Origin of the sequence: Geobacillus sp. B4113_201601, from assembly GCF_001587475.1 — a bacterium.
Taxonomy (GTDB): domain Bacteria; phylum Bacillota; class Bacilli; order Bacillales; family Anoxybacillaceae; genus Geobacillus; species Geobacillus icigianus.
This window is the reverse complement of the sequence record NZ_LQYX01000074.1, coordinates 1-25,477: the sequence shown is the minus strand read 5'-3', so window position 1 is coordinate 25,477 and position 25,477 is coordinate 1. Positions and strand designations below refer to the sequence as shown.

General features: G+C 53.2%; 21 protein-coding genes, 2 pseudogenes, 1 riboswitch and 1 other annotated feature. Of the genes and pseudogenes, 8 read left to right on the top strand and 15 right to left on the bottom strand.

Annotated features, from left to right (window positions below):
• Positions 1–456 precede the first annotated feature (456 nt).
• A complete protein-coding gene (locus tag B4113_RS08885; RefSeq protein WP_033020155.1) occupies positions 457–678 on the top strand; it encodes a DeoR family transcriptional regulator in 222 nt (73 codons plus the stop codon).
• 204 nt (positions 679–882) lie between these two features.
• Here B4113_RS08885 and B4113_RS08880 read toward each other — a convergent pair whose 3' ends face one another.
• Positions 883–1,629, bottom strand: coding sequence for a pseudouridine synthase (locus tag B4113_RS08880; RefSeq protein WP_033020156.1), 747 nt, complete (start codon positions 1,627–1,629; stop codon positions 883–885).
• A gap of 103 nt (positions 1,630–1,732) precedes the next feature.
• Between B4113_RS08880 and B4113_RS08875 the strand changes: the two genes are divergently transcribed.
• Positions 1,733–1,942: a hypothetical protein gene (locus B4113_RS08875; RefSeq protein WP_033020157.1), complete on the top strand. Its 210-nt coding sequence runs from the start codon at positions 1,733–1,735 to the stop codon at positions 1,940–1,942.
• Between the two features lie 517 nt (positions 1,943–2,459).
• Here the strand turns inward: B4113_RS08875 and B4113_RS08870 are convergent.
• Complete coding sequence (locus B4113_RS08870) at positions 2,460–4,094, bottom strand: polysaccharide biosynthesis protein (RefSeq protein WP_033020158.1); 1,635 nt, start codon at positions 4,092–4,094, stop codon at positions 2,460–2,462.
• 114 nt (positions 4,095–4,208) lie between these two features.
• Here B4113_RS08870 and B4113_RS08865 point away from each other — a divergent pair, with 114 nt between their 5' ends.
• Positions 4,209–5,516 (top strand): NAD(P)/FAD-dependent oxidoreductase, encoded by a 1,308-nt coding sequence (locus B4113_RS08865; RefSeq protein ID WP_033020160.1) that lies wholly within the window; start codon positions 4,209–4,211, stop codon positions 5,514–5,516.
• A gap of 315 nt (positions 5,517–5,831) precedes the next feature.
• Here the strand turns inward: B4113_RS08865 and B4113_RS08860 are convergent, their stop codons facing one another.
• The 10 genes and pseudogenes from B4113_RS08860 to B4113_RS20955 form a co-directional block, all read right to left on the bottom strand.
• Positions 5,832–6,011, bottom strand: coding sequence for a sporulation protein Cse60 (locus tag B4113_RS08860; RefSeq protein WP_008880941.1), 180 nt, complete (start codon positions 6,009–6,011; stop codon positions 5,832–5,834).
• A gap of 305 nt (positions 6,012–6,316) precedes the next feature.
• Positions 6,317–7,951, bottom strand: a complete 1,635-nt coding sequence (locus B4113_RS08855) for a M4 family metallopeptidase (protein WP_033020161.1) — start codon at positions 7,949–7,951, stop codon at positions 6,317–6,319.
• 680 nt (positions 7,952–8,631) lie between these two features.
• On the bottom strand, positions 8,632–8,760 hold the full coding sequence (locus B4113_RS20960; RefSeq protein WP_255358709.1) for a hypothetical protein: 129 nt from the start codon (positions 8,758–8,760) through the stop codon (positions 8,632–8,634).
• Between the two features lie 15 nt (positions 8,761–8,775).
• Complete coding sequence (locus tag B4113_RS08845; protein ID WP_033020164.1) at positions 8,776–10,050, bottom strand: helix-turn-helix transcriptional regulator; 1,275 nt, start codon at positions 10,048–10,050, stop codon at positions 8,776–8,778.
• Between the two features lie 725 nt (positions 10,051–10,775).
• Positions 10,776–11,090: a rhodanese-like domain-containing protein gene (locus B4113_RS08835; RefSeq protein ID WP_033020165.1), complete on the bottom strand. Its 315-nt coding sequence runs from the start codon at positions 11,088–11,090 to the stop codon at positions 10,776–10,778.
• A 153-nt stretch (positions 11,091–11,243) separates the two neighbouring features.
• Positions 11,244–13,661, bottom strand: a complete 2,418-nt coding sequence (leuS, locus tag B4113_RS08830; RefSeq protein WP_033844368.1) for a leucine--tRNA ligase — start codon at positions 13,659–13,661, stop codon at positions 11,244–11,246.
• Positions 13,662–13,742: 81 nt separating this feature from the next.
• Positions 13,743–13,966 (bottom strand) — a binding site (T-box leader).
• A 298-nt stretch (positions 13,967–14,264) separates the two neighbouring features.
• Positions 14,265–14,791: pseudogene (locus B4113_RS08825) on the bottom strand (MFS transporter); the annotation flags it as partial.
• Between the two features lie 388 nt (positions 14,792–15,179).
• Positions 15,180–15,344, bottom strand: coding sequence for a hypothetical protein (locus B4113_RS08820; protein ID WP_033020385.1), 165 nt, complete (start codon positions 15,342–15,344; stop codon positions 15,180–15,182).
• Positions 15,345–15,419: 75 nt separating this feature from the next.
• A complete protein-coding gene (locus tag B4113_RS08815; RefSeq protein WP_033020386.1) occupies positions 15,420–15,683 on the bottom strand; it encodes a YtzC family protein in 264 nt (87 codons plus the stop codon).
• Between the two features lie 229 nt (positions 15,684–15,912).
• Positions 15,913–16,044 (bottom strand): hypothetical protein, encoded by a 132-nt coding sequence (locus tag B4113_RS20955; RefSeq protein ID WP_255358708.1) that lies wholly within the window; start codon positions 16,042–16,044, stop codon positions 15,913–15,915.
• Between the two features lie 15 nt (positions 16,045–16,059).
• Here B4113_RS20955 and B4113_RS08810 point away from each other — a divergent pair, with 15 nt between their 5' ends.
• The gene (locus tag B4113_RS08810) at positions 16,060–16,665 is read left to right on the top strand and encodes a class I SAM-dependent methyltransferase (protein WP_061912410.1); all 606 of its coding nucleotides are present in this window, start codon (positions 16,060–16,062) and stop codon (positions 16,663–16,665) included.
• A 158-nt stretch (positions 16,666–16,823) separates the two neighbouring features.
• Here B4113_RS08810 and B4113_RS08805 read toward each other — a convergent pair whose 3' ends face one another.
• Positions 16,824–17,906: a tetraprenyl-beta-curcumene synthase family protein gene (locus tag B4113_RS08805; RefSeq protein WP_033844371.1), complete on the bottom strand. Its 1,083-nt coding sequence runs from the start codon at positions 17,904–17,906 to the stop codon at positions 16,824–16,826.
• A gap of 206 nt (positions 17,907–18,112) precedes the next feature.
• Here B4113_RS08805 and B4113_RS08800 point away from each other — a divergent pair, with 206 nt between their 5' ends.
• Complete coding sequence (locus B4113_RS08800) at positions 18,113–18,643, top strand: gamma carbonic anhydrase family protein (protein ID WP_033020391.1); 531 nt, start codon at positions 18,113–18,115, stop codon at positions 18,641–18,643.
• 195 nt (positions 18,644–18,838) lie between these two features.
• On the opposite strand, the gene metK is transcribed toward B4113_RS08800, so the two are convergent.
• The gene (gene metK, locus B4113_RS08795) at positions 18,839–20,053 is read right to left on the bottom strand and encodes a methionine adenosyltransferase (RefSeq protein WP_033844372.1); all 1,215 of its coding nucleotides are present in this window, start codon (positions 20,051–20,053) and stop codon (positions 18,839–18,841) included.
• A 123-nt stretch (positions 20,054–20,176) separates the two neighbouring features.
• Positions 20,177–20,291, bottom strand: a riboswitch (SAM riboswitch).
• A gap of 186 nt (positions 20,292–20,477) precedes the next feature.
• Between metK and pckA the strand changes: the two genes are divergently transcribed.
• Positions 20,478–22,064 carry a phosphoenolpyruvate carboxykinase (ATP) gene (gene pckA, locus B4113_RS08790; protein WP_061912409.1) on the top strand — a complete coding sequence of 529 codons (1,587 nt, stop codon included), beginning with the start codon at positions 20,478–20,480 and terminating at the stop codon, positions 22,062–22,064.
• 193 nt (positions 22,065–22,257) lie between these two features.
• Here pckA and B4113_RS20495 read toward each other — a convergent pair whose 3' ends face one another.
• A complete protein-coding gene (locus B4113_RS20495; protein WP_025949573.1) occupies positions 22,258–23,139 on the bottom strand; it encodes an HEXXH motif-containing putative peptide modification protein in 882 nt (293 codons plus the stop codon).
• Between the two features lie 811 nt (positions 23,140–23,950).
• Here B4113_RS20495 and B4113_RS08780 point away from each other — a divergent pair.
• Both B4113_RS08780 and B4113_RS18780 read left to right on the top strand, forming a co-directional pair.
• Complete coding sequence (locus tag B4113_RS08780; protein WP_033844377.1) at positions 23,951–25,198, top strand: MFS transporter; 1,248 nt, start codon at positions 23,951–23,953, stop codon at positions 25,196–25,198.
• A 62-nt stretch (positions 25,199–25,260) separates the two neighbouring features.
• Positions 25,261–25,477: pseudogene (locus B4113_RS18780) on the top strand (IS4 family transposase); the annotation flags it as partial.

Here is a 25,477-nt window from a genome sequence, read left to right as displayed (position 1 = left end):
TGAAACAAGCTTTTCGACTTGAGAAACGGTTCCGGTAAGCGGTTGCGCGAGTCAATCACCGGCCTCCGATAAGCCATTCAAACACGATCTGCCGGCCAAGAGCGCAGCCAGCTCGCCTCATTTCTCCGTCGACAACCGCGGGAAAAACCGGCCAAGCCGGATCGCTTCCCCGCCTTCGGGTCCGAACGATCTTCCAGCCGTCTCCGGTCCAGTATCATCGTGGTTTTCCATCTGTTGTCAACGTACCATATCAAAAAAAAGAAGTCAAAATGTTTCGTTTGTCACCATTTGTTTTCGATTCGGCAACAAAAAGTTTAAATTTTTCGTGAATACGGGCAAACGGGTAGCATTTTTCCAGCCGTTTCGTGTACAATGGTAACAAACAGAGAAAGACATCTCTCATCTGCCAGCTGTCGGTTGTGCCATGCGAATGATGCTAAGATAGGGAGTGGTCTTTTGAAACCTTCCACACACCGGATGCTTACCCGGATCAAATCCGTGTATATGTACATTAGTGAAAAAGGAACGGTGACGACCCAGGAACTGGTTGAGGAGTTCGGCACCACCCCAAGAACGATTCAGCGCGACTTAAACGTGCTTATGTACAATGATCTCGTTCGCAGCCCGAGCAAGGGCAAATGGACGACCACCAACAAAAAAGTGCGCATTTCCTCTTGATCTGTTGGTGCCAAAAAGGCTGGCAAACGCGCCGCTTCTGGCCCGAACAGAGCGGAAATGGCGAGGAAAAACAGACGGCCCAAGCGCCTTCTCGCCTGCACTCCTTGTCCGCCTGACTGCCGGCCTGCGGGATGAGGCAAGATGAGAGAAGCAAGTCCTGACGAACGGAGATTCATTCCTTTTCCATAAAACAGGAACCCCTTGCTAGGTTCCTTTTTTTTCGTTGCTGTTCGGCCGGTACTGCTTCAGCAGCTTGATCTCTTCCTCCGTCAATTCGCGATATTCCCCCACCGCCAAATCCGGATCAAGGAAAAGCGGCCCCATCCGCACTCGCTTCAAATAGACGACGCGCTTGCCGACCGCTCGAAACATCCGCTTCACTTGATGAAACTTCCCTTCTGTGATCGTCAGCTCGACGTCCGAACGAAGGCCCGATCTCAACACGACGAGCTCGGCCGGCTTCGCTTCATAGCCGTCATCGAGCACGACACCGCGCCGAAACGCCTTCACGTCGTCTTCCGTCACCTCACCGTCGATGATCGCCACATACGTCTTCGGCACGTGCTTTTTTGGCGACAGCAGCTGATGAGCGAGCGCGCCGTCATTGGTGAGCAGCAGAAGCCCTTCCGTGTCTTTGTCAAGCCGTCCGACCGGAAACGGGGCAAACCGCCGATCCTCGTCCTCTAACAAATCAATGACCGTCTCCTCGACGGGGTCTTCCGTCGCCGAGACGACACCAGGCGGTTTGTTCATCAGCAAATAAATATACGGTTTATACTCGACCGGTTCTCCCCACACCGTCACGGTCTGCTCCTCCGGTCGCACTTTTGTTTTCGCATCGTGGACCGGTGCTCCGTCCACTTTCACGGCACCGGATTTCAGCAACTTCTTTACTTCCTTCCTCGTCCCGTATCCCATATGGGCGAGCAGTTTGTCAATGCGCAAATCCACAGGAACTCCCTCCAAAAAAACGGATTCTCTGGGCGTTCATCTAGTCCGCTTTCGCCTTGTTTCCATACACTATGAGGGAAACATACAGAAAGGGGTTTTGCTCATGAACGAATATTACCACGTTCCGGTGTTTGACAGCTATCGTCAACAACCGCCAGCCGGCCAATTCTGGCCCGGGTATCCCGGTGGGCCGTTTGCCGGTTGGGCGCGCCGCATCGAACGGCTCGAGCGGGCCGTCGAACGGCTCGACCGGCGGCTCGACCGAGTGGAAAGCCGCCTCGACCGCATCGAGCGCCGGCTCGGCCTCTCGTAAGCCGCATTGGTAACACGAAGGCGGGATGGTCTACCGCCTTCTTTTTCGTTGGGGCGGTGTTCCCAGCGAGGAATCGAAACTTCCCCATCGGTACATAAGAGACCGGTGATTAAATCGTGCATACTGCTTCCCGGCATAAGGGTGTCTAAAAAGGATCGGGATACCCTTTCTCAACACCATATATAGACTATGACATACTAATACACACTATATGTCGTGTCTTTCTTGAGAGAGGATCACCTTTTGGGTCATCCCCTTGCAGCACTGAAGGCATTGATTCATCGACCAAAGGAACGCGCTGTTTTTCACCAGCCTCATAAGGAAAAGGTTCCGCACATTTTTCACTTGCCGACGAGCTGTCGCCCTTCCTCCATCCAAGTCCCTCTAGGAGGCTGGTGATGTAGTGATACTACTGATTCCATCCATTTCTCAATGAGAGAAACTTTGCACAATCAGCTTTCTTTTTTGAATGAAAACGCCGCCGATTGGTGTTCGACAACCGTTTTTCCCCAGCTTTCTAGGAAGCGGCGTCGCTCGTTTTTCGGCGCCAAAACGCCCACCGCTCAAAACGGCGGCCAAACAAAGCCGCAAACAAGCCAGAACGAATGCTGAGAAACAAATAGACCGAAGCGCCTACCGCCATTCCGACAACGGCAAGAACGACCGATTCCCCTTTGCCGGCTCGATAGTCAAGCCATTGCCCGGCCAACGCCTCGGCGGCCGCCACAGCGAGCGACATCACCGCTGTCAATATGACCATAAAAGTAGCTCGTCGGAGAACAAAACGGTAGCGGTAACGAGCATACCGATGAATCACCCATAAATTGAACGCCACCGAAACCAAATAGCCAGCTGTCGTCGCGACAACGGCGCCAACCGTCCCCCACTTCATAATCAACAGCGTATTCAGCGCCCCTTTCACCAACAGTCCGGCCGCTAAGCTGACAACGGTAAACCGCTGTTGATTGATGCCCTGCATAATGGCGGCCGTGACGGAAAACAAAGCAAACAGCACCGCTGTTGGCGCATACCAGTGCAGCACTTGCTCCCCGAGCGGGTCGTAGCTGTAAAACGAACTGTACATCGGGCCGGCGAGCACGGCCATGCCGATCACCGCCGGCAACGTCAAAAACAAGAGCACTTGAAACGTCTGGTTCAAATATTGCCGCATCGCCTTCCGGTTTTGCTCGACGTGCGCTTTCGTAATCGCCGGGATGAGCGCCGAGCTGAACGATGTCGCCAACGTCACCGGAATGATGACGAGCTTTTGCGCCCACATGTTCAGCACGGAATACGCATGTTCCGATACGTGCCCGCGCCCGGCTGCCGCCATGGCGTGATTGAACGTAAATTGATCGACCAACTGATAAAGCGACATCGCCAAGCCGACGAGCACAAACGGGATGGAAGAAAAAAGCAGCTCGCGATACATGGCGCGCAGTGGCACATGCACTTGATCGCGGCTCTGTTCCAAAAGCGATCGCAAATGCTCGCGCCGCTTCCACCAATACACAAGCAGCACCGCCAGTCCTCCGATCGCCCCGACAAACGCGGCAAACGTCGCCGCGCTTACAGCGGTCACGATCGAGCCGTCCCACCAGCGCAAAATGACATAACAAGCCCCAAGCAAAAACGCGATGCGCAACACTTGCTCGATGACTTGCGACAGCGCCGTCGGCCCCATCGATTCATGCCCTTGAAAAAAACCGCGGATCAAGCTCATCACCGGGACGATCACAAGGGCAAAACTGACCGCGCGGATGACGGCCGTGACATCGGCGACCGAATTGACGTTCGTTTTCGCGTCAATGACATATGGCGCCAAAACCGGAGCCAACGCGTACAACACAAGCCACGAAACAACCCCGCTCGCGAGCATGAGCGCAAGGCCGGAGCGGAACAGCGTATAGCCGACCCGGTACTCCTCGAGCGCGTTATATTTGGAGACAAATTTCGAAACAGCGACCGGTATGCCGGCCGTTGCCAAGCTTAAAAAAATTTGGTACGGCACATAGCCGTAGCCATACAGCGCCCCGCCGCGCTCGCCGACGAGGTGGTAAAACGGAATAACGTAAAACAAGCCAAGCAGGCGGGAAATCATCACGCCAGCGGTCAAAATAAACGTGCCGCGCAGCAGCTTCGATGTTGACATACAATCCCTTCCCTAACCGTGGACGTTGAAAATCACAACATTTGTATTTTATCATAGTTGTCAATGGAACGAAAAACATTGTCTCCTGTGGACAAACGAAAGGATGGAATCAACATGGGGCATGACGTCATCGTTATCGGCGGCGGTCCATCCGGGCTGATGGCGGCCATCGCGGCCGGCGAATGCGGGGCGGACGTGCTGCTGCTGGAAAAAGGGACGAAACTCGGGCGCAAGCTGGCCATCTCCGGCGGCGGCCGCTGCAATGTGACGAATCGGCTGCCGATCGATGAAATCATCCGCCACATCCCCGGCAACGGCCGCTTTTTGTACAGCGCCTTTTCCGTCTTTAACAACGAAGACATCATCCGCTTTTTCGAACGGCTCGGCGTGCCGCTGAAGGAAGAAGACCACGGCCGCATGTTTCCAAAAAGCGACAGCGCTCAATCGGTCGTCGAGGCGCTCATCACCGAACTTCACCGGCTCGGCGTCCGCATCCGGCTCGAAACGCCGGTAGGCGATATCCTGTACAAGGGGGGAAAAACGATCGGCGTCAAGCTGAAAAGCGGGGAAACGATCGGCGCTACCGCCGTCGTGGTCGCCGCCGGAGGCAAATCGGTGCCGCAAACCGGCTCAACAGGCGATGGCTATCCTTGGGCGGAAAAAGCCGGTCATACGGTAACGGAGCTGTTTCCGACCGAAGTCCCGATCGTATCGAACGAACCGTTCATCCAAGCGCGGACGCTCCAAGGCCTGTCGCTGCGCGATGTGGTGCTTGGCGTCTTAAAACCGAACGGCAAACCGATCGTGACCCATCGGATGGACATGCTGTTCACCCATTTCGGCATCTCCGGCCCCGCCGCTCTCCGCTGCAGCCAGTTTGTCGTCAAAGCGCTGAAAAAGGCGGCGAACGGCGCCGTCGCCATGAGCATCGATGCGCTGCCGGACGTCACGCGAGAAGAACTGTTTCAACACCTAGCCCAATTATGCAAAGAAGAGCCGAAAAAAGCGGTGAAAACCATCGCCAAAACGGTGCTGCCGGAGCGGTACGCCGTCTTTTTGCTGGAACGAAGCGGCATCGACCCGCAAGCGGCCGCCGGCACGGTCAGCCATGAGGCATTGCGGGCGTTCGTCCGCTGCTGCAAACAGTTTACGTTTCACGTCCACGGCACGCTGCCCATCGAAAAAGCGTTCGTCACTGGCGGCGGCGTATCGGTGAAAGAAATCGAACCACAAACGATGGCCTCCAAACGCATGGCCGGGCTTTATTTTTGCGGCGAAATTTTGGACATCCACGGCTACACCGGCGGCTACAACATCACCGCCGCCCTAGTGACCGGCCGGCTCGCCGGCATGAACGCCGCCCGCTATGCGTTAGAGGCGAAAACCAGCCGAAGCGAATCACCGGTGCAGACAGCCGATTGACAGTGTCGAGATAGACGTAATCGTCATCATAAGTGGCGCCATATCGGTAGTAAACAGCCGATTGGTAGTGTCAAGATAGACGGATTTTCGACGAATGATGGGAATCACAGCTGATTGACAACAGCCAAACGAGGCGCAGCCGCTTTCCCACCGATGGAGCGGACAACGGCCGGCAAAAAGCAGGCCGCCAAGCCTGTTACAAAAAACTGGGCGTGTGTTTATGGCCGCTTTGCCACACGACCGGCAAAATCCGCCAAACTTCTTACAAAAAACTCGGCGTTCCGGCCCCACCTGCAGCCGGGGCGGCCCGGCCCATTACGTCCGGTAAATGACCATGGCGGAAAAGCAATAAATTTGCTCGCCTTCTGACTCCATGGCTGCCACGCTGTATTTGACGTCAATCAGCTGCCCATCTTTTAAGCGAGCTAAAAAATCGTTGACCGCCGCTTCCAAATCTTTTTCGTGTTCTTTATCAAAAACTTTGACTTTGTACATCCTATCCCTCCCGTTTTTTGCTTTGCACGCGCCAAGCCAGGCGGGCTTACGAAACATTTCTCCTTACAGCGGCATAGTCCTGCCGACAAACGACCGGAAATAGAAAGGGGGGCCCGCAGAATGGGAACCCCCTCTTTCACTAGACCGCTGCTTTCCGTGAAAATGCCGAACTGGCGCGAGATTTTCATCCCCGGGCGGAGGGCAGATCGTGCTGCCCATGGATCTTTTCTGAGACTTGTCTTTCATACACAGAGATCGTCCTTGACGGAGAGACGCGACGCTCCGCACTTTTCCAAGTCTCGTCTTTAATACACCCCAACCGCATTGAACGCCTGTTTCACCGAGCTGACTTCTTGGCTCGCTGAACCGTACAGATCGGCGGCCGCTTGGATGCAGGCGGCGCGCAGCTGGCTGAAGTTTGACGTCGGCGTCAAATAATAGACGAGCGCACGGTAGAAGATTTTCCCCATTTTGTCGCGGCCGATGCCGGTGACGCTGACTCCGTAGTGCGTGCCGCCTTGGCTAAGCAAATAGGCAGCTTTGTTAATGATACCGCTGTTCGTATGGACGCCGCCGTTATCTTGTGTGCCGGTATAGCGTTTGGAATAATGATCCGGGTCCCCGTATTTCGCCGGGTCGGACATAGACCGGAGCGCATCGCCGGCAATGCCCGGCGTATAAATGTCTTCGCCGATTTCCCAATCGGGATTGCGGTTTGCGTAAAATTCAACCAGCGTCCCGAAAATATCGGAAATCGCTTCATTGATGGCGCCGGATTCATTTTGATACACAAGACCAGCTGTGTAATCGGTCACGGCGTGGGTCAGCTCATGGGCGACGACGTCAATGCCGCCGGAAAACGGCAAAAACGTTTGCCCGTCGCCGTCGCCATATACCATTTGCGATCCGTTCCAAAACGCGTTGTTGTAGCGGCTCCCATAGTGAACGGTCGAGCGGATGGCGGCGTTGTTGCCGTCATAGCTGAGCCGGCCATGCACGTTTTTATAATAGTCATAGACCACTCCGGCGTAATAATGTGCATCCACTGCAGGAGCGTCATAGCTAGCAAAAAACTGGTTGTCGCTATCGGCCCACAAGCTGCCGGGCAGTGTCGTCCGGTTGCGCCCGTCATACGTGAAAATGCCGTTGCCGCGCGTATTGTCTTGCAAATAGTAATAGCCGTAAGAAGAAGAATACGTCGTGTTGATCGATTTTTGATCTCCCAACACCCCGCGCCCGGTGCCGACCGTTGACGTGCCTGCCACTGTCTGCCCGCCGCCCGGCTTCGCCTCGTCCAGCTCGTTCCATTTATTCAACACCGCGCCGCCGGCGGCATCAATGAGGTAGACCCAATTGCCGGGAGACGGGTCCAAAAAGCGAACGTTCACTTCATAAGCGAGATGAACGGTATCGCTAGTTGGATAAATCACAAGCCGCGTCGGGTTCCCCTGCTCTTTGACCGGTGATGCCCCGATGGAAGCGGCGACATCCCGTTCGGCAATCGCTTCCGCTTCCTGCGATGAAATGGTCTTTCCGCGCTTCCAGTGTTTCTCCACATCTGGAATGAGCGTACCGGAGAGAGCTGTCAACGCACCGGCTTTGACATGGGCCACCAAGACGGCACCAAACACCGGAATGCCTTGATACCGCTGTTCAAACCGCATGACCGTATGGCCGAGATCATCCGTCTGCTTGCTGAGCAGAACCAGCCGCTCCGCCGCCCGGCCGCCGAGGCGGAACGTTCCCGCCTGTTCATCGATATAGCGGTATACTAATGTTTGTGGATCAACAGCGTTGTCCTTCGCCAACGTTCCAGACATAAAGGACGGCGTTTCCCATTCGCTCCACACTACGGAGTCGCTTTTTGGCGCCGCTCCTGCTGGTGTAGCGATTAGGCCGAGCGCCAATCCAACCATCCCGAGCATCGTCCGCTTTTTCATTTCCCTCTTCCCCTTTCGTTTTGATAATTAACTATGTCATTCATTTTAATCAAATTCGTCTATTTTGAGTATTGGGAAAATAAAGACCTGCGAGCGGGATTCATCGCGTCTTCCCCCTTCCTCCGTTTCCTTCGCTGCGCCATGGGTCCTATGTCTGAAGAAAGGCGTCCGGAGCGGTTGCGATGAAACCCGGTCCGTACCGTTGCTTGTTCCCACCTTTCTCCATGCCCGGTTTTCCTCGTTGTGATGAAACCGAGTCCACACCGTCGGCAGCGAATGGCCGGCTTCCGTCAAAACCCGTTCATAAGCTGGGCCTGACCCAAAAAGTTGTCTGCCTTCAAGATCGTCACAACCGATCGCGCGGCAGAAGCCGTCAGCACGTATAGATAGCAACGAAAGAGGGGGAGCCCGATCTTTTTGGAACATCCTCGGGCTGCCTACGTCGAATCGAACGTTACCCTTGCCGCGCTGCCGCCGGCTGTTCCCAACGGGCGAAATCGTTCGGAGCCACGGCAAAAAATCGGCCGCCCGTATTCTCCCGATCACCCCCGGAAACTTAGGACAGCCTTTTTCACCGCTCCTTTGCACCCGTCCGCACTAGGAACGGAACGCTCTCTTTTTTCGCTCCGTGCTTCTAGAACAGCCCGCTGCTCATCACACAGTCAAAAACAAACGTCCGCTTAGCGAGCGATCACAGTCGGCGGCGGATGCTCGTCTTTCGCCGCTTCCTTGACCCCGATTCCATGGCCAAAGCCCGCAGCGAGGCCGAGGGCGGCCAAAGCGATGATCAGAACGATCCGCTTTTTCACGCCTTTCACCTCCTTTCACGTGCCCGTTCGTCTTCGCAACAGTTCGCAGCTCAATCGGTAATAGTGGGCCGCCTGTTTGTATTGGCGGGCGCGGGCGTAGTAATCGGCCAAATAGCCGGCGTATTGGGCGGCGTCTTCATACTCTTTTCGTTTTTGAAAATACGGAATCGCTTCGTGTTTCAGCAGCCGCTCGAACTCTTCCCCTTCCCCGGCGAGCAACAGCCGGTAGACGGAAAAATGCAAATAGTATTCGTAGTGTTCGGTCATGCCGTTTTCCGTCTGCTCAAGCAGCTGCCATCCTTCTTCCGCGGTCGACAGCGCCTTGCGATAGTTTTGCGCGGCATAATGCTCGCGCAAAAGCGCCAAAAACGTAATCAGCCGGTCGGCCAGCGGAGCGTCCGACTTGTACACGAGGCTATGCTCGTAATGCTGCACCGCCTCGCGGTATTGTTTTTTCATCGCCTTCAAATGGCCGAGGTTATGCTCGACGATGCCGATCAGCAGCCGATCGTTGGCGAGCTGCGCTGCCTTCTGCGCCAACAGGCAGCAGTCGATCGCCTGATCGATTTCCCCGCAGCGCCGGTAGCAAATCGCCAGCAGCACATGGCATTCGGCCCCGCGCCGCAGTTCATACTCCGCTTGGCTGAGGGAAAGCGCCCGCTCCGTGTAGCGGATGCATTGGAACACTTTCCACAGCCGGCTGTACGCGAGCGCTAACAAATACGACAAATCCGCTTCTTCCCAATTCGGCTTCCTTTGTGTCCCCAATAATGCTTCTGCTTTTTGATAGAAGTGCAAAGCATCGTCATATTTTTCTTGGCAATAAGAAAGCAGGCCAAAAAATTTCCAATAATAGTAGCGCATCGGTTCATCGAGCGCCTCGTACCATTCGCGCACGCTCCGCGCCGCCGCTTCCGCCCCTTTCAAGTCGCGCAGCAGCAGCAAATATCGAATGCGCATCAAATGAAAATAGATCATCGCCTCGGCATCTCCGGATTCGCTGCACTGTTGCCGGACGGCGGCGTATTGCTCCCTTGCCGCGGCCACGTTTTTGTCCGTCATCGCCTTATACCACGCCATGACCGATTCAAACCATCCGGGTGCTGTGCCGCTTTGGCCGCGGTGAATGCCGAGCCGGCGAAACAGCAATTCAATGACATCTTCTCCCGGCATCGCTTGATTGTTCTCGATTTTCGATAAATACGAAACCGAGATAATTCCTTCCGCTGCCTCCTCTTGGGTCATTCCTTTCATCAGCCGAGCAAGCTTCAAGCGGTCGCCTAGTTTCAAACAGCATCGACCCCTTCGGTCTTTTTTTACTGAACATTATATCTTTTCTTTCTTCTCCCTTCTATCACCCTTTAGCACTATAAGGAAAAATTTGTTCTTCAGCATAGCGGTGATGAAATAAAGAAGACCCCCTCCATTCGGTGGTTGCCATGCCAAATAAAAGGTTCATCACCAAAACGTGTACTTGCCAGACGGTGCACTTCTCTTGAAGGTGTATGCAAAAAATGTTTTGTTTCCTATTTCTTTTGTGGATACAACGTTTGGTGAGGAGCCTAAAAATGATCCTTCGGTTGAAAATCGGCCAAAATAAAAACCTAAAGAATGCTGATTGTCGAACATCCTTTGGGTTTGCTTTTTTAGGGATCTGGTAATTTAAGGGGGCAAACCGTCTATCCAGCTCTTTTCGCAAATAGAAAAGCCCTGTCGCATCAGGAGCGCCGTTCAAACGCTCCCCCGTTGCCGAAGAGAAACAACCGTTTTTCACCAACCATTTAGGAGGGCGGTGATGAAAGGGATGGGTTGCTTCACCGCCTTGTTTCTCAAATAGAGAACCCTTGTGGCATCGGTTTCTCGTTTCACGTCATCCGCCGTGGGCTAGGGGCGATTGCTGTTTTTTACCAATCATTTGGATTTCGGGATGTAATACCACTTTTCCGACAGCCCCGTTGTTCCCTTCGCGAGCCGCGGTGCCGAACCGCGTTTCCGCCGAGCGGAAAACGGCGCCATTACTGCTTCGGCGCCGTTTCTCCTTCCCACTCGAGCATGCCGCCGGTCATGTTGCGGACGCGATAGCCGAGCTCCTGCAAGTAGCGGCAGACGTTTTCGCTCCGCCGTCCGGAGCGGCAGACGAAAATATATTCTTCATCGCGGTCGAATTCCGCAAGCCGGTCAGGGATGTCGCCCATTTTGATATGCTTCGCGCCGGGGATCATGCCGAGGGCGACTTCCTCATCCTCGCGCACATCGACAATGTTCAGTTTTTCACCGCGCTCAAGTTTTTCCTTCACTTCGGCCGGCGTAATTTCCTTGATTTCTTCCATAGCCGATCAGCCCCTTTCTCTCGCGTTTTCGACAAAAGACGGCGGTGAAGGCGTCGATTCCTCCCTGCTTGCGCTAGCTAGGCGGAAACTAGTTTCAGATGATCGTTCCTTCCCGCCGCGTGCGCCGCCTCAAGGCGGGCGGCCGCTTTTCCATCAATTAGCGACGATATTGACGAGCTTGCCGGGGACGGCGATCACTTTGCGCACCGTTTTGCCGGCAAGCTGCTCTTTGATTTTTTCATCGGCGAGCGCCCGCTCCTCGAGCGCTTCTTTCGATAAGTCCGCCGGCACGTTGAGCTTGGCTCGCACTTTGCCGTTGATTTGGATGACAATTTCGACGACGTCTTCGACCAGCTTCGCTTCGTCATACGCCGGCCATGGTTCATAGGCGATCGTGTCCGTGTGGCCGAGCTTTTGCCACAGTTCTTCGCCGATGTGCGGGCAAACCGGCGACAAGAGCTTGACGAACCCTTCCATGTATGCTTTTTTCATTTGCTCCGCCTTATACGCTTCATTGATGAAGACCATCAGCTGCGAAATGGCGGTGTTGAAGCGCAAGGCTTCGTAGTCTTCCGTCACTTTTTTCACCGTTTGATGATAGACGCGCTCAAGTTGGTCGTTCGCCGGCTCGTCGACGATGTTCGGGTTCAATTCCCCACTCTCAGTGACAAACAGCCGCCAGACGCGGTCAAGGAAGCGGCGCGCCCCGTCGAGCCCTTTCGTCGACCAAGCGATCGACGCCTCGAGCGGCCCCATGAACATTTCGTACAGCCGAAGCGTGTCAGCCCCATGGCTGTCAACGATGTCATCCGGGTTGACGACGTTGCCTTTTGATTTGCTCATTTTTTCGTTGTTTTCGCCTAAAATCATCCCTTGGTTAAACAGCTTTTGGAACGGCTCTTTCGTCGGCACGATGCCAAGGTCATAGAGAAACTTATGCCAGAAGCGGGCGTAAAGCAAATGCAAGACGGCGTGCTCCGCCCCGCCGATGTAAACGTCGACCGGCAGCCATTGTTTCAGTTTTTCTGGATCGGCAAGCTGTTTGTCGTTGTGCGGGTCGATGTAGCGCAAATAATACCAGCAGCTTCCCGCCCATTGCGGCATCGTGTTCGTTTCGCGCCGCCCTTTTTTGCCCGTTTTCGGGTCGACGACGTTAACCCATTCGTCGATGTTGGCGAGCGGCGACTCACCCGTTCCCGACGGACGGATTTCATCCGTTTTCGGCAAGACGAGCGGCAGTTCCTCTTCCGGCACGGTCGTCATCGTTCCGTCTTCCCAATGGATGATCGGAATCGGCTCCCCCCAGTAGCGCTGGCGGCTGAACAGCCAGTCGCGCAGCCGGTACGACACTTTTTTCCGCCCTTTGCCGTGTTCCTCAAGCCACGCGATCATTTTTTCGCTCGCTTCCTGCTTGTTCAAGCCGTTCAAAAACTCGGAGTGGATGTGCTCCCCGTCGCCGGTGTACGGCCCGTTTTCAATATCGCCGCCAGCGACGACTTCTTTGATCGGCAAATCGAACGTTTTCGCAAACTCGTAGTCGCGCTCATCGTGCGCCGGCACGGCCATGATCGCCCCCGTACCGTAGCCCATCAACACGTAGTCGGCGATCCAAATCGGAAGCCGATCGCCAGTCACTGGATGGATGGCGTACGCGCCGGTGAACACGCCCGTCTTTTCTTTCGCCAAATCGGTGCGCTCGAGATCGCTTTTGCTTTGCACTTCTTTCAAGTAGGCGGCAACGGCCGACTTTTGCTCCGGCGTGGTGATTTTCTCGACAAGCGGATGCTCGGGCGCCAAGACGGTGTACGTTGCGCCAAACAGCGTATCTGGCCGCGTCGTAAACACCGTGAACGTCTCGTCATGGCCGTCGACGGCGAACTCGATTTCCGCTCCTTCCGAACGGCCGATCCAGTTGCGCTGCATCTCCTTGATGCTTTCCGGCCAGTCGAGCTCTTCCAAATCCTCGAGCAGCCGGTCGGCATAAGCCGTAATTTTCAACATCCATTGCCGCATCGGCTTGCGGATGACCGGATGTCCGCCGCGCTCGCTCCGGCCATTGATCACTTCCTCGTTCGCCAGCACCGTGCCGAGCGCCGGGCACCAGTTGACCGGCACCTCGTCCATGTAGGCGAGCCCTTTTTCGTACAGCTTTAAGAAAATCCATTGCGTCCATTTGTAATAGTTCGGGTCGGTCGTGTTAATTTCGCGATCCCAGTCGTACGAAAAGCCAAGCGACTTGATTTGCCGGCGGAAGTTGTCGATGTTTTTTTGCGTAAACTCGGCCGGGTCGTTTCCAGTATCGAGCGCATACTGCTCGGCCGGCAGCCCGAACGCGTCCCAGCCCATCGGATGAAGGACGTTATACCCTTGCATCCGCTTCATGCGCGCCAAAATGTCGGTCGCCGTATACCCTTCCGGATGGCCGACGTGCAAGCCGGCGCCGGACGGATACGGGAACATGTCGAGCACGTAAAACTTCGGTTTGTCGTCCTCATCGGGCGTGCGGAACGTTTTGTTTTTCTCCCAATAGTCCTGCCATTTTTTTTCGATTTCCCGGTGGTTGAAGCTCATCGCAGCACTCCTCCTATCAAGATTCTGCTTCTACTTGCATCATGGACGAAAGTATGTACAAAAAAACCTCCCATCCCTATGCAAAGGGACGAGAGGCGCGCTTCCCGCGGTACCACCCTTTTTGGCGCGCCCATGGCGCACCCGCTTTGCTCCTTAACGCAGATTCACGGCCGACGTTAGTAGGCAGCGCCGTTCGCGCCGGCAACTCCGAGGCGAGTTCACAGGCTGGCTTCGGTTGACTCGCACCGACCGTCAACTCTCTGCTGTCCGCCAAGCCCGCTACTGCTCCTCTTCACCGCTGTTCGCTTCATTGACGTTTTCGTTACATACGAAATGACAAATTTAATTATTATTTTAAAAAATTTGTCGAGCGATTGCAAGCCGAAACTTATGGGACTGGTGATGAAATCGTGCATCCCGCTTCTTGGCATCGTTTCTCAACTAGAAAAACCTTGCATCATCGAGCAAAGGAAACCGCTGTTTTTCATCAGCCTTCTATACGGTTGCCGCCGTTTTTTCTTCAGTCTCCCGCGCCGACTTCGGCAGCCAACGGTCGTACAACAACGCGGCTGCCGCTGCCAACATGGCGAACCCGACAAGCAATCCGATGGTGACGATCAGCAAAAACGCCGCATAAAGCAGCGAATTGGCTAAAAACACGAACGAGAACGAATACGAAGCGACGAGCCCGCCGAGCGCCGAACCGATGGCAACGGCCGACGTTTTGCGCCACATACAAGGCATTGAACGCCCGCCGTCCCCCTTCCGGCCAAAGCGCGCCGGCATACGCCGAGGCCACGGGAAACACGATGCCGCTGCCGATGCCGATAAGCGCCAAAAACACCGCGTAATGCGGCCAACCGTGCCAGACGCTCAAGCCGGCCGAAGCCGCCATCGTCACACAAGCGCCGAGCAAGAGAGCGCGAAACCCGCCAATCCGGTCAAACAAAACGCCGCCGATGAGGCTGCCGATGACGCTCCCCCCGGAGTTAAGCATCAGCACCGCTCCCACCACCGCCAGCGTGGTCAAGCTGTTCATGCAAATAAATCGTATTGAGCGGCCATAAAAAAGACCCGCCTGTCACGTTGAGCGCCATGCCAACGAGCAGCCACCAAAGCGCGCGGGGCATCAATCATCATCCTTTTCATCCGTTTTCTTTTGACTCCCGAAATAATTGTAGGAGAAAACCGGGAAAAAGCAATCAAAAAAAACGCGCAACCATATCAACGAGCAAACGACAGGGCCGCCTTGCGCCAACATCCCCGCCGACGTTCACCCAAAAATTCCATGGGCAACGTCTTGCCCTCCACTCCAAGATGAACACCAGAATTTTCACAGAAACGTTCCATAGGCAGCGCGATCTGCCCTCCACCCGGGGAGAAAAATCCGCACTAGCTCAGCATTTTCACAGAAAACCGACGGGCCATGCCTCCGCTTTGGGATGAACATCACCGCTTGCTGCACGACATTTTTTACGAAAAAAGGCGGCTTGATGGCCGCCCGCGGTCAGGAATGACTCACCCGTTGCGCTGCTTGGAACGGATTGGCTGTCCGCCCGTTTGTTCGTACTGCTTTTTGGCCAATTTGACCGGGTCGAACTCTTGACCGAGCTCGAGATCGTTATTGTTCCGTCCGTTGCGCGTTTTTTGTTCCGGATTGGTTTGCTTGAGGCGTCGCTTCATATCGTGTCCCTCCTCGTTGCTGTTTCCCCGTCGTTTTCGGTTTTCTCTTAGTGGGTCGTCCCTTTGCCGCTCGTCTCAGCGGTCAAGCAAAATCATTTCGTTTTGCAGCTGCTCAAGCTGGAGCCGCATCCGGTGCAGCTGTTCGCGCTGCTGGGCGTTGCAGCTGCGGGCGAGGTGCGCCAAATCGAGCACCGTTTGCTCGAGCATTTGCTGGGCGTTTGTATATTCTGTGAGGTTGTAATGCTCTTGCTTTTGCGCTTCGGTATATTGTTCTTTCGCAAAGCGAATGACATCTTCACAGCGCTGCAAAAACTCTTCCACCGATTGTCGTGTCGCCATGCGTTCACCCCTTTTCATCATCTTCCCTCATGTTTACTATGCGCCGCCTGCGGCCGTCGTATCACGCCAATGATTGGCAGGCGACCGATCACCGCGATGGTGTGACCGGCAATCGGCCGCCCTAGTCGTGCTGACACGCCCCGCGGTCGTTGAGGTTCTCTCAATAGCCACCGGCGAAGGACGGCGACGGGATTCGAGCATCGGCAGTCGCTTTTCCCCGCAGTTTTTGCTACAATGCCGACATCGGGCCTTCATCTCGCTTGATCCGCGCTAAGCGGTTCGCCGCTTCGAGACAGCGGACGGCCGAGCCGGACGGACAGCCGTCTGCCATCCGCCCGAGCGTCAACGATCCATCGATCACAAGGAGGACCAACCGATGGCATTGATGAACATTTTGCCGTTTGCCCGTTTTTTGCTCAACCAAGCGATTCAAGAGGGCGACATCGCCATTGACGCAACGGTCGGCAACGGCCATGATACCGTCTATCTCGCGCAACGCGTCGGCGGCAGCGGCCATGTTTTTGGCTTTGACATCCAACGCGAAGCCATCGCCGCGGCGGCCGCCCGCCTCGCCGAACACGGGCTGCGCGAGCGGGTAACACTGTTAGAGCGAAGCCATAGCGAGCTGCTTGTCGCGCTTCCCGTTGATGTGCACGGGCGGATCGCCGGCGCCGTGTTCAACCTCGGCTATTTGCCCGGCGGCGACAAACAGATCGTCACCCAACCGGAATCGACGATCGCTGCGGTCAGCCAGCTGCTTTCCGTCATGAGGCCGGGCGGCGTGATCGTCCTGGTCGTCTACCATGGTCATCCCGAAGGAAAGTGCGAACGGGACGCGCTTCTTGATTACGTCCGCTCTCTTGATCAACGGCGCGTCCACGCCTTGAAATACGAATTCATCAATCGGCAAAACGATCCGCCGTTTTTGCTGGCGCTGGAAAAGCGGGAAGAGGAAAACGGGCAACCGGCCGGCGAGCGCTAAACCGCGCTGCTCTGCCCTCTTCTCGTTCTCTTTCATCCCACCGGCGCAGCGAGCGGAAACGAAGCGTGAGCCTCCAAAGCGAAAAAACGGGGGAGACGGGCTCAGACCAACAAAGTTCCCTTGTCCAAACCGGCACCTCGACACAAAAACGGCCGCCCTTATGAAAAGGACAGCCGTTTTTGTGTACCTTGCCAAAAGCGATAAGCCTTGCCGTTCCAGTAAAAAAACTGCGACGCCGCCCCGCCGGCACGGACAAGCCGGCGCGCCAGCCGGCGCAAACCGCGCTGCTTTTTCACCTTGTCATCCGATAAATAAAGCCCAAGCAGCCCGCGGTGAATGAGGCGGTGAAATTCACCGTGCGGCAGCCCGCTCACCTGGCGATCGGCTTCTTCGATGAAATGGCAAAGCCGCTCGAGCATCACCGTTTCATTCGGGTAGTAAAAACAAAAATTCAAATCGCCGCCTTCGCGGTCCTCTTCTTGGTCGATCAAATAATCAAGCAAGATGTGCAACCCTTGAATGTACGGAAAATAGCCGTCGCGCACGCGCCGTGCCATCTCCGGTGGCAACGATTCGCCAAACGCATAGGCGACAAGGCAGAAAATGCCGAGCGTCGAGCCAGAGCAGGCGGAAAATTCGTACCACTCCATCGGCGGCAACGAATCTTTATGCTGGGCAAACCATTGCACAAGCCGCGGCACGCGCTCACGGGCGTCGACATGTTTATGCACTTGCAAGTCGCAATAATACCCGGCCAATTCATGCAAAAACGGAGCGATCGTTTCATAGTGGCGAACCGTTCCGAGCACTTCTTGGCACGTGCGCACGAGCGCCGGCAAGTAGCCGCCGTCTTCCTGTTCGCGGCGATGGCGGTAATAGTTCGACGGCTCGGCCCCAAGCGTCAAGGCGTCCGGCATCGATTCATGCAAGGCGCGAAAATCGACCGGATCGAGCGAAGTGCTGCGATCGCACAAATTATCCAAATAGTCGCTGATGGTCTGATAGGCGACGATAAAACGGACGCACGGCTCGATTTGTTCCCCGGCTAAAAGCGCCAAAATCGCTCCGCCTTCGCAATGAAACGTTTTCGCCGCGATGCTGGCGAGCGCTTGCCGCCGCAGTTCCGGATCGGGGATTTGCTCGGCTCGGCGCCGCCAGCCGGCCAGTTCGCGGTGGACAAGCGGAAACACGTCACGGTACACCATTTTCAGCAATGCAATCGGATGGGTCGGGATCTTCAATCGGGCTCACCTCGGGCGCAAAAACAAATGCTTTGTCTATTAGTATTGCCAGCCCCACCGCCTTCACAAACCGCCGCAGTGCGCGTTCATCGGCGAGCGGGGACGCATAAACTACATCATTCACATCGACAAGCGCGTGCAAAACAGCGGGATACCGTTGTACAATACTTGATGAACAAGATTGCCATAGAAAGGAACGAACGACGATGATTTATCCGTACAAAGGCAAAACGCCAATCATTGCTCCATCCGCCTTCATCGCCGACTATGTGACGATCACCGGCGATGTCACGATCGGCGAGGAGACGAGCGTCTGGTTTCACACCGTCATCCGCGGCGACGTGGCGCCGACGATCATCGGCAACCGGGTCAATATCCAAGATAACTCAATTTTGCATCAAAGTCCAAACAATCCGCTCATCATTGAAGACGGCGTGACCGTCGGCCATCAAGTCATTTTGCACAGCGCCATTGTTCGCAAAAACGCCTTGATCGGCATGGGATCGATCATCCTCGATGGCGCCGAAATCGGCGAAAGCGCGTTTATCGGTGCCGGCAGCTTGGTGCCCCCCGGCAAAACCATCCCGCCGAACGTGCTCGCCCTCGGACGGCCAGCGAAAGTGGTGCGCGAGCTAACCGAGGACGATTTCCGCGAAATGGAACGCATTCGCCGCGAATATGTCGAAAAAGGACAATATTACAAGGCGCTCCAGCAGCAGCGGACCAACCGGCCGTAACGAGCCGACTTCTTGCTCGGTCGCCAAGCCGCGCGACGGGACGCACACGAACCGCCAGAAGAACAAAGTCCGGATGGGCCATCAAGGCCAGCCGCGCCTTCTTGGCGAGACCACACTTCTTTTTCGAAGCAAGCGAACCATGAAAACGAACAAGAGGGCGGCCGGCTATCGCCTGCAGGCCACCCTCTTGTGTCTTTATTGCTTGCTCGCCAACGCCAGCGCTTGTTCTTTCAACAAGGCAGCTTTGTCGGTGCGCTCCCACGGCAAGTCGATGTCCGTGCGCCCGAAATGGCCGTAAGCGGCCGTTTGTTTGTAAATCGGACGGCGCAAGTCAAGCATTTTGATGATGCCGGCCGGACGAAGGTCGAAGTTGTTGCGCACGACTTCAATTAAAATGTCTTCAGACACTTTGCCGGTGCCGAACGTATCGATCGAAATCGAGACCGGACGGGCGACGCCGATCGCGTAGGCGAGCTGCACTTCGCACTTATCGGCGAGCCCGGCCGCGACGATGTTTTTCGCCACATAACGGGCCGCATACGCCGCCGAGCGGTCGACTTTCGTCGGGTCTTTGCCCGAGAACGCGCCGCCGCCATGACGGGCGTAGCCACCGTACGTGTCAACGATGATTTTCCGCCCCGTCAGCCCGGCATCCCCTTGCGGACCGCCGATGACGAACCGGCCGGTCGGGTTAATGAAGTAGTTCGTGTTCTCATCCAACAGCTCCGCTGGAACCACCGGCTTGATGACATGTTCTTTAATGTCACGTTCCATTTGGTCTTGAGTAATGTCCGGATGATGTTGCGCAGAAACGACGATCGTGTCGACGCGCACCGGTTTGCCGTTTTCATCGTATTCGATCGTCACCTGCGTTTTGCCATCGGGACGCAAATACGGCAACACGTCCGTTTTGCGCACTTCCGCCAAGCGGCGCGCCAAACGATGGGCGAGCGAAATCGGCAGCGGCATCAGCTCTTCCGTTTCATTGCAGGCAAACCCAAACATAAGCCCTTGGTCGCCGGCGCCGATCGCTTCAATTTCCTCATCCGTCATCTGACCTTCGCGCGCCTCAAGCGCCCGATCTACTCCCATCGCGATGTCCGGCGACTGTTCGTCAATCGACGTGAGCACGGCGCACGTGTCGGCGTCAAATCCGTATTTCGCGCGCGTATAGCCGATTTCGCGAACCGTATCGCGGACGATGCGCGGAATATCGACGTACGTCGACGTCGTAATTTCCCCGCTCACGAGCACCAGCCCGGTCGTGACGCTTGTTTCACAAGCAACGCGGGCGTTCGGGTCTTTTTCCAAAATGGCATCCAAAATCGCATCGGAAATTTGGTCGCAAATTTTGTCCGGGTGTCCTTCGGTTACAGACTCTGAAGTAAACAAGCGGCGTTTGGCTGACATTCGGCTCATTTCCTCCTCTTGACATCGTTGCTGGAGATACGGAACTCATTTCCCTTGGCAATATAAAAAAACCTTTCCTGTCACGGCGAGGAAAGGTCGTCGCAATCGTATTGCTTCCTTTCACTCTTATCGTTCAAGGACTGCGCCTTGCCACAGGTTAGCACCATTTCACACATGTACAGTTGTGACGGTTGCTGGGCTTCATCGGGCCTGTCCCTCCGCCGGCTCGGGATAAGAGTATCCGTTCAATGACTTATCATATCGCAACAAACGAACGGAAGTCAACCATACAAAACATTTTTTTATTGTTCAAAAAATGAGGAAAAATAAGTCCGAAAAACCTTCACAATTAGTATGGACTATTAATAAAAATGTGTTATACTATTTTCAAAAGTGATTCCAATAAAGAAGGCAGGTTTTGAACATGGGGATTGCCAATATGACGAATAAACTCGATCTCTTGCTGCAAAAACCGTACGTCCACCACCAACTGTCCGTCGCGGAACTCGTTGAAAAAGTGCTGCAGCGAAAGGAAGGCCGGCTGACGCATACCGGCGCCGTCGCCGTCACGACCGGCAAGTACACGGGGCGGTCGCCGAAAGACAAATACATCGTCGAAGAGCCGTCAACGAAACAAACGGTCGACTGGGGAACGGTCAACCAGCCGATGGCGCCGGAAACGTTTGAAAAACTGTACGACAAAGTGCTCGATTATTTGTTAAAACAAGAGGAACTGTTCGTCTTTAAAGGCTTTGCCGGCGCCGATCCGAAATCCCGGCTGCCGATTCAAGTCGTCAATGAATTCGCCTGGCACAACTTGTTCGTCCATCAGCTGTTCATCCGGCCGAGCGCCGAAGAGCTCGCCGCGCATGAACCGCAATTCACCGTCATTTGCGCGCCGAACTTTAAGGCGGATCCGGCGGTGGACGGCACGCGCTCGGAAGCGTTCATCATCATTTCCTTTGAACGCCGCGTCGTCCTAATCGGCGGGACGGAGTACGCCGGCGAAATGAAAAAATCGATCTTCTCGGTGATGAACTATTTGCTGCCGGAACAAGGCATCCTGCCGATGCACTGCTCGGCCAACGTCGGCCAGGAAGGCGACGTCGCCCTCTTCTTCGGCTTGTCAGGAACCGGGAAAACGACGCTCTCCACCGATCCGAACCGCCGCTTGATCGGCGATGACGAACATGGCTGGTCGAGCCGCGGCATTTTCAATATCGAAGGCGGCTGCTATGCGAAATGCATCAACTTATCGCGCGAGAAAGAGCCGCAAATTTTCGACGCCATCGGCTTTGGCGCCGTGCTCGAAAACGTCGTTCTCAACGACGCGACGCGGGTGCCGGATTACGATGACGGCACGCTGACGGAAAATACGCGCGCCGCCTACCCGCTTCAAGCGATCAAAAACATCGTCGACCCGAGCGTCGCCGGCCACCCGTCCACGATCGTGTTCTTGACGGCCGATGCGTTCGGCGTCCTGCCGCCGATCAGCAAACTGACGCGCGAACAGGCGATGTACCATTTCTTAAGCGGCTACACAAGCAAACTCGCCGGCACCGAACGCGGCGTCACCGAACCGGAAGCAACGTTCTCAACGTGCTTCGGCGCACCGTTTTTGCCGCGCCCGGCCGTTGAGTACGCGGAAATGCTCGGGCAAAAAATCGCCGAACACAACGTCCGCGTCTTTTTGGTCAACACCGGCTGGACAGGGGGGCCGTACGGCGTCGGCAGCCGCATGAAGCTCGCCTACACCCGGGCGATGGTGCAAGCCGCCGTCGAAGGGGAGCTCGACAACGTCGAAACGGTCAAAGATCCGATTTTCGGCCTCGCCATCCCGACCCGCGTCCCGGGCGTGCCGGATGACGTCCTGCAGCCGCAAAACACATGGGCCGACAAACAAGCATACGAACAAAAAGCAAAAGAGCTAGCGCAAAAATTCCGCGCCAACTTCCAAAAATTCGCCCACATCGATCCGTCCATCGAAAAACTCGGCGGACCGCTCGTTTAACAAGAACCCAGCCGGACAGGGAACCGTTCCCTGTCCGGCTGTTTTTTATTTCTTTCCTTTGCTTTGGACTCCGACACTGAATCCTTAAGCATTTCTGTACGTCGATCCGTTTCATTCGCCTCAAACAACCTCAAAACAACCGGACTCGATCAAACGCAATGGGCTTCTGTGTTTTCATTTGTCGCAATGGCCATTAGTTCTGTAAGGAATACGTAATGTCATCAAAAGATGGATGATTAATGAACTTGCGCATGATTTCTAAAGTTTTTACTCCCTGTTCCCCCAAGAATTGTGTTCTTGCCTCTATTTCTTCAACTGTTTTCCGCAAATCATCCATATACTTCTCAGAATTTTTAGAATCATTAAACAAGTGATAAAGATGCATAATTCCTATAGAAACTCCAGCAGCATGATATGCTCTGTCTAAAGGCCTTTTGATTTTCAAGATGGTTGATGTAACTAGAGCTTCTTCTTTTGCACATTCATTAGCATTAGGAAACATACAGTTAATCATATCATCCAAGAAGATACTTTGGTGGATAAACTCATGATAAATGGCCTCTGCATATTCAATGATTGACCAATCAGATTGAGGGTTTAACCATACTAATCCCATAACATTGGACACTGATCCTCCACCAAACAAATCTTTTTTTAAAATCAAAAAGGTACCAATAAGTGTATTAATTAAATCATACAAATCATTATGCAATACTTTGATCAACTTTAATGCTTTTTCAATTCTATCAGTAATTACTTCTTGCTCTTGTTGTGAATAAATGTGTTTATCGTTTTCCAAATCCTCTTTGTCAATCATACCCAAACTAAGTAATTTATTTTGCAATGTTTTATCAAAATATGTAACATGTATTTTTTCGTTTGAGTATGGAACAGGAACATCTTGAATATAATTTATGGCTTCAAAATATTTCTCTTTTAACGTGACACCTAATGGGAATTTCTTTCCACTTTCCTGCTCGACATAATTTTTTAGAATCTCGATATTCTCGATAATGTGTGATTTATGCAGAAATGGTAAAAAGATTTTTGATTCTGTCTGAACTATACTTGACATACTACTCCCCCTATTCACGGTATATTTATGGCTCTTCACCACAAAATACACTTGACAAAAAACGTTTTTCATAACGTCAAAAAGATCAATTTCCATTTTTTTGTTATTTTGTTCAACCGGGAGGGTCAATATCATGTTTGTTCCTAAAAGTCAAGTACATCTTTCACCCGAGTTCGACAGTTTTGAGGTCATTTTAGGCTCTTGGGTGATGTCCCCACGGGTGAAGGAGCGCTCCCCTTCCCATGGGTCGTAACCGTCGAGGTTGGACTTTTCGCGATGTTCCTGGAGCTAGTTGAGTTTTAGCGATCAACTAGCCCCATTTTTTTCATAAATTGAACAAACTACTTTGTCAAATGAATTTGCATTCTAAGTGGTTGTACTACAAGAGACATTTGTGCATTACTTTTTAAATAATGTTCAACATAACGTTTAATATTTTCGACATGCTTTTTATTCATGGAATAACACCTCCTTCTATTTGTATTAATTGCCATTTTAACAAAAAATGTATAATTACAACAATCAAAAAAATAAAATTATTCTATACCTATGGTGCTAATTGAGCGCTGATGCTCAACCAGCACCATAGAAATAAAAATGGACTCTAAACAGAATAAGGGGGAGGCTTCCATTGCTTCAGTATATCCATTCGCCTTTAGGAAATTGTTGAAAATCCATCCGCTTTCTTTCGCCTCCTCGCTTAGGGGCGCGACAAAAAGCTCGTTTTATCAAAAACTGAAGAGCTGGCTTTTGGTTCGTGTTTACGATTCCATTACCAATCGTTTCGATGATCAAAGAGAGGATTGAGGTCATGAAAAAGAAACCATTTCATTTCCTTTGGATCGGACAATCTTTCGCGAATTTCGGAGATGTGTTCTACATTGTTTCCGTTGTCTCTTGCCTATATCATTTGACATCGAAAGCCATGGCTGCCGCCTTAGTCCCTTTTTTCGTTACATTGTCGTTATTTATTAGTGGAATCGTCGCACCGATATTTTTCGAAAAATATAAACTAAAAACGTTATTGTCCTACGGACAACTGTGTAAAACATTTCTGCTGCTTTTTCTCTCGCTGTTTTTGCAATGGGGTGCGGAACATCACATTGCGATCGTTTACGTTTTTGTATCATTGATCGCTTTTTTAGACGGGATCAATAATCCGATTAAAAACTCCCTCGTTCCTTTTATAGTTTCCAAGGAGGAAATCTTGAAAGCCAACAGTTTTTTAAACACGTTAGACCAATTCATCAAACTTAGCGCATGGCCGATCGGGAGTTTGATTGTCAGTGCGGGATCGCCGTTCCTTTTAATCCATATCACCTTATTGTTCTATATCGTTTCAAGCATTCTCATGTTTCTGTTGCCTATACAAGAACATACAAAGAAGAATACGGTCCAAGACAAAGGCCTAAAGAACTTTCTCCTTTCGATCCGTCTAGGATGGGAATACACGTGGAGAAATGTGCACGCAAAATCGATTAGCTTCATGTCATTTTTTGAAGGAATCGGAAATGGCGTCTGGATTTCGGCCATCCTTTATATGTATGTGAAAGAACAATTACATGTAGGAGAGGAATGGTGGGGATATATTAACTCTGTTTTCTTTGGCGGCATGGTGATAGGGGGATTGTTAAGCGTTAAGTTTAGTCAATCGGTTGAAAAAAACCAGCAATTTTTTGTATTGTTTGGCCCGTTTTGTATCGCTATTGTCACACTGTTATTTGGCACAACGACGCACGGTGCGCTGGCGCTTCTGTATTCCGCCCTGTACGGGATCATCGAACAATGGAAGCTGATCTGTCTTCAGACGATTCTTCAAAAAAATGCCCGGATGGACGCTCTGCCTCATGTTTTTGCCGTGCAGGGAGTCATTAGTTCCGTAACATTCGGAATTTCCACATTGTTAATGAGCTTTATCGCCGATGTTTACGGGATTCGTTTTTCATTTTATTTGTCTGTTTGCTGCTTTTTGATCAGCGGCTGGATCAGTTATCGTCAGCGGAAAATCTGGAGTTATAAGGAGAACCACATAGCCATCAAGTTAAGAAAACAGGAATAAATCTATGCCTCATTTGACCATCCTTTTGAAGACTTCATCATGTCTTAGAAAGGGTGGTTTTTTTGAAGACGTCCTTATCTCTCCAAGAGGAATGGCATTGTTTTTTAGAGGGATTACGAAGCGTGTGATCGTGCGAAGAGCTGGAACAGATGGCCCGAGACCATCGATTTATTCAACGAAAGGGGAAGTTGCGCGCCCATGACTTCGTGGCACTTTGCACATTTCTCCAAGAAGAAGGCGGTCAAAAATCATTGGTGCAGCTCTGCAGTGCTCTAGCTC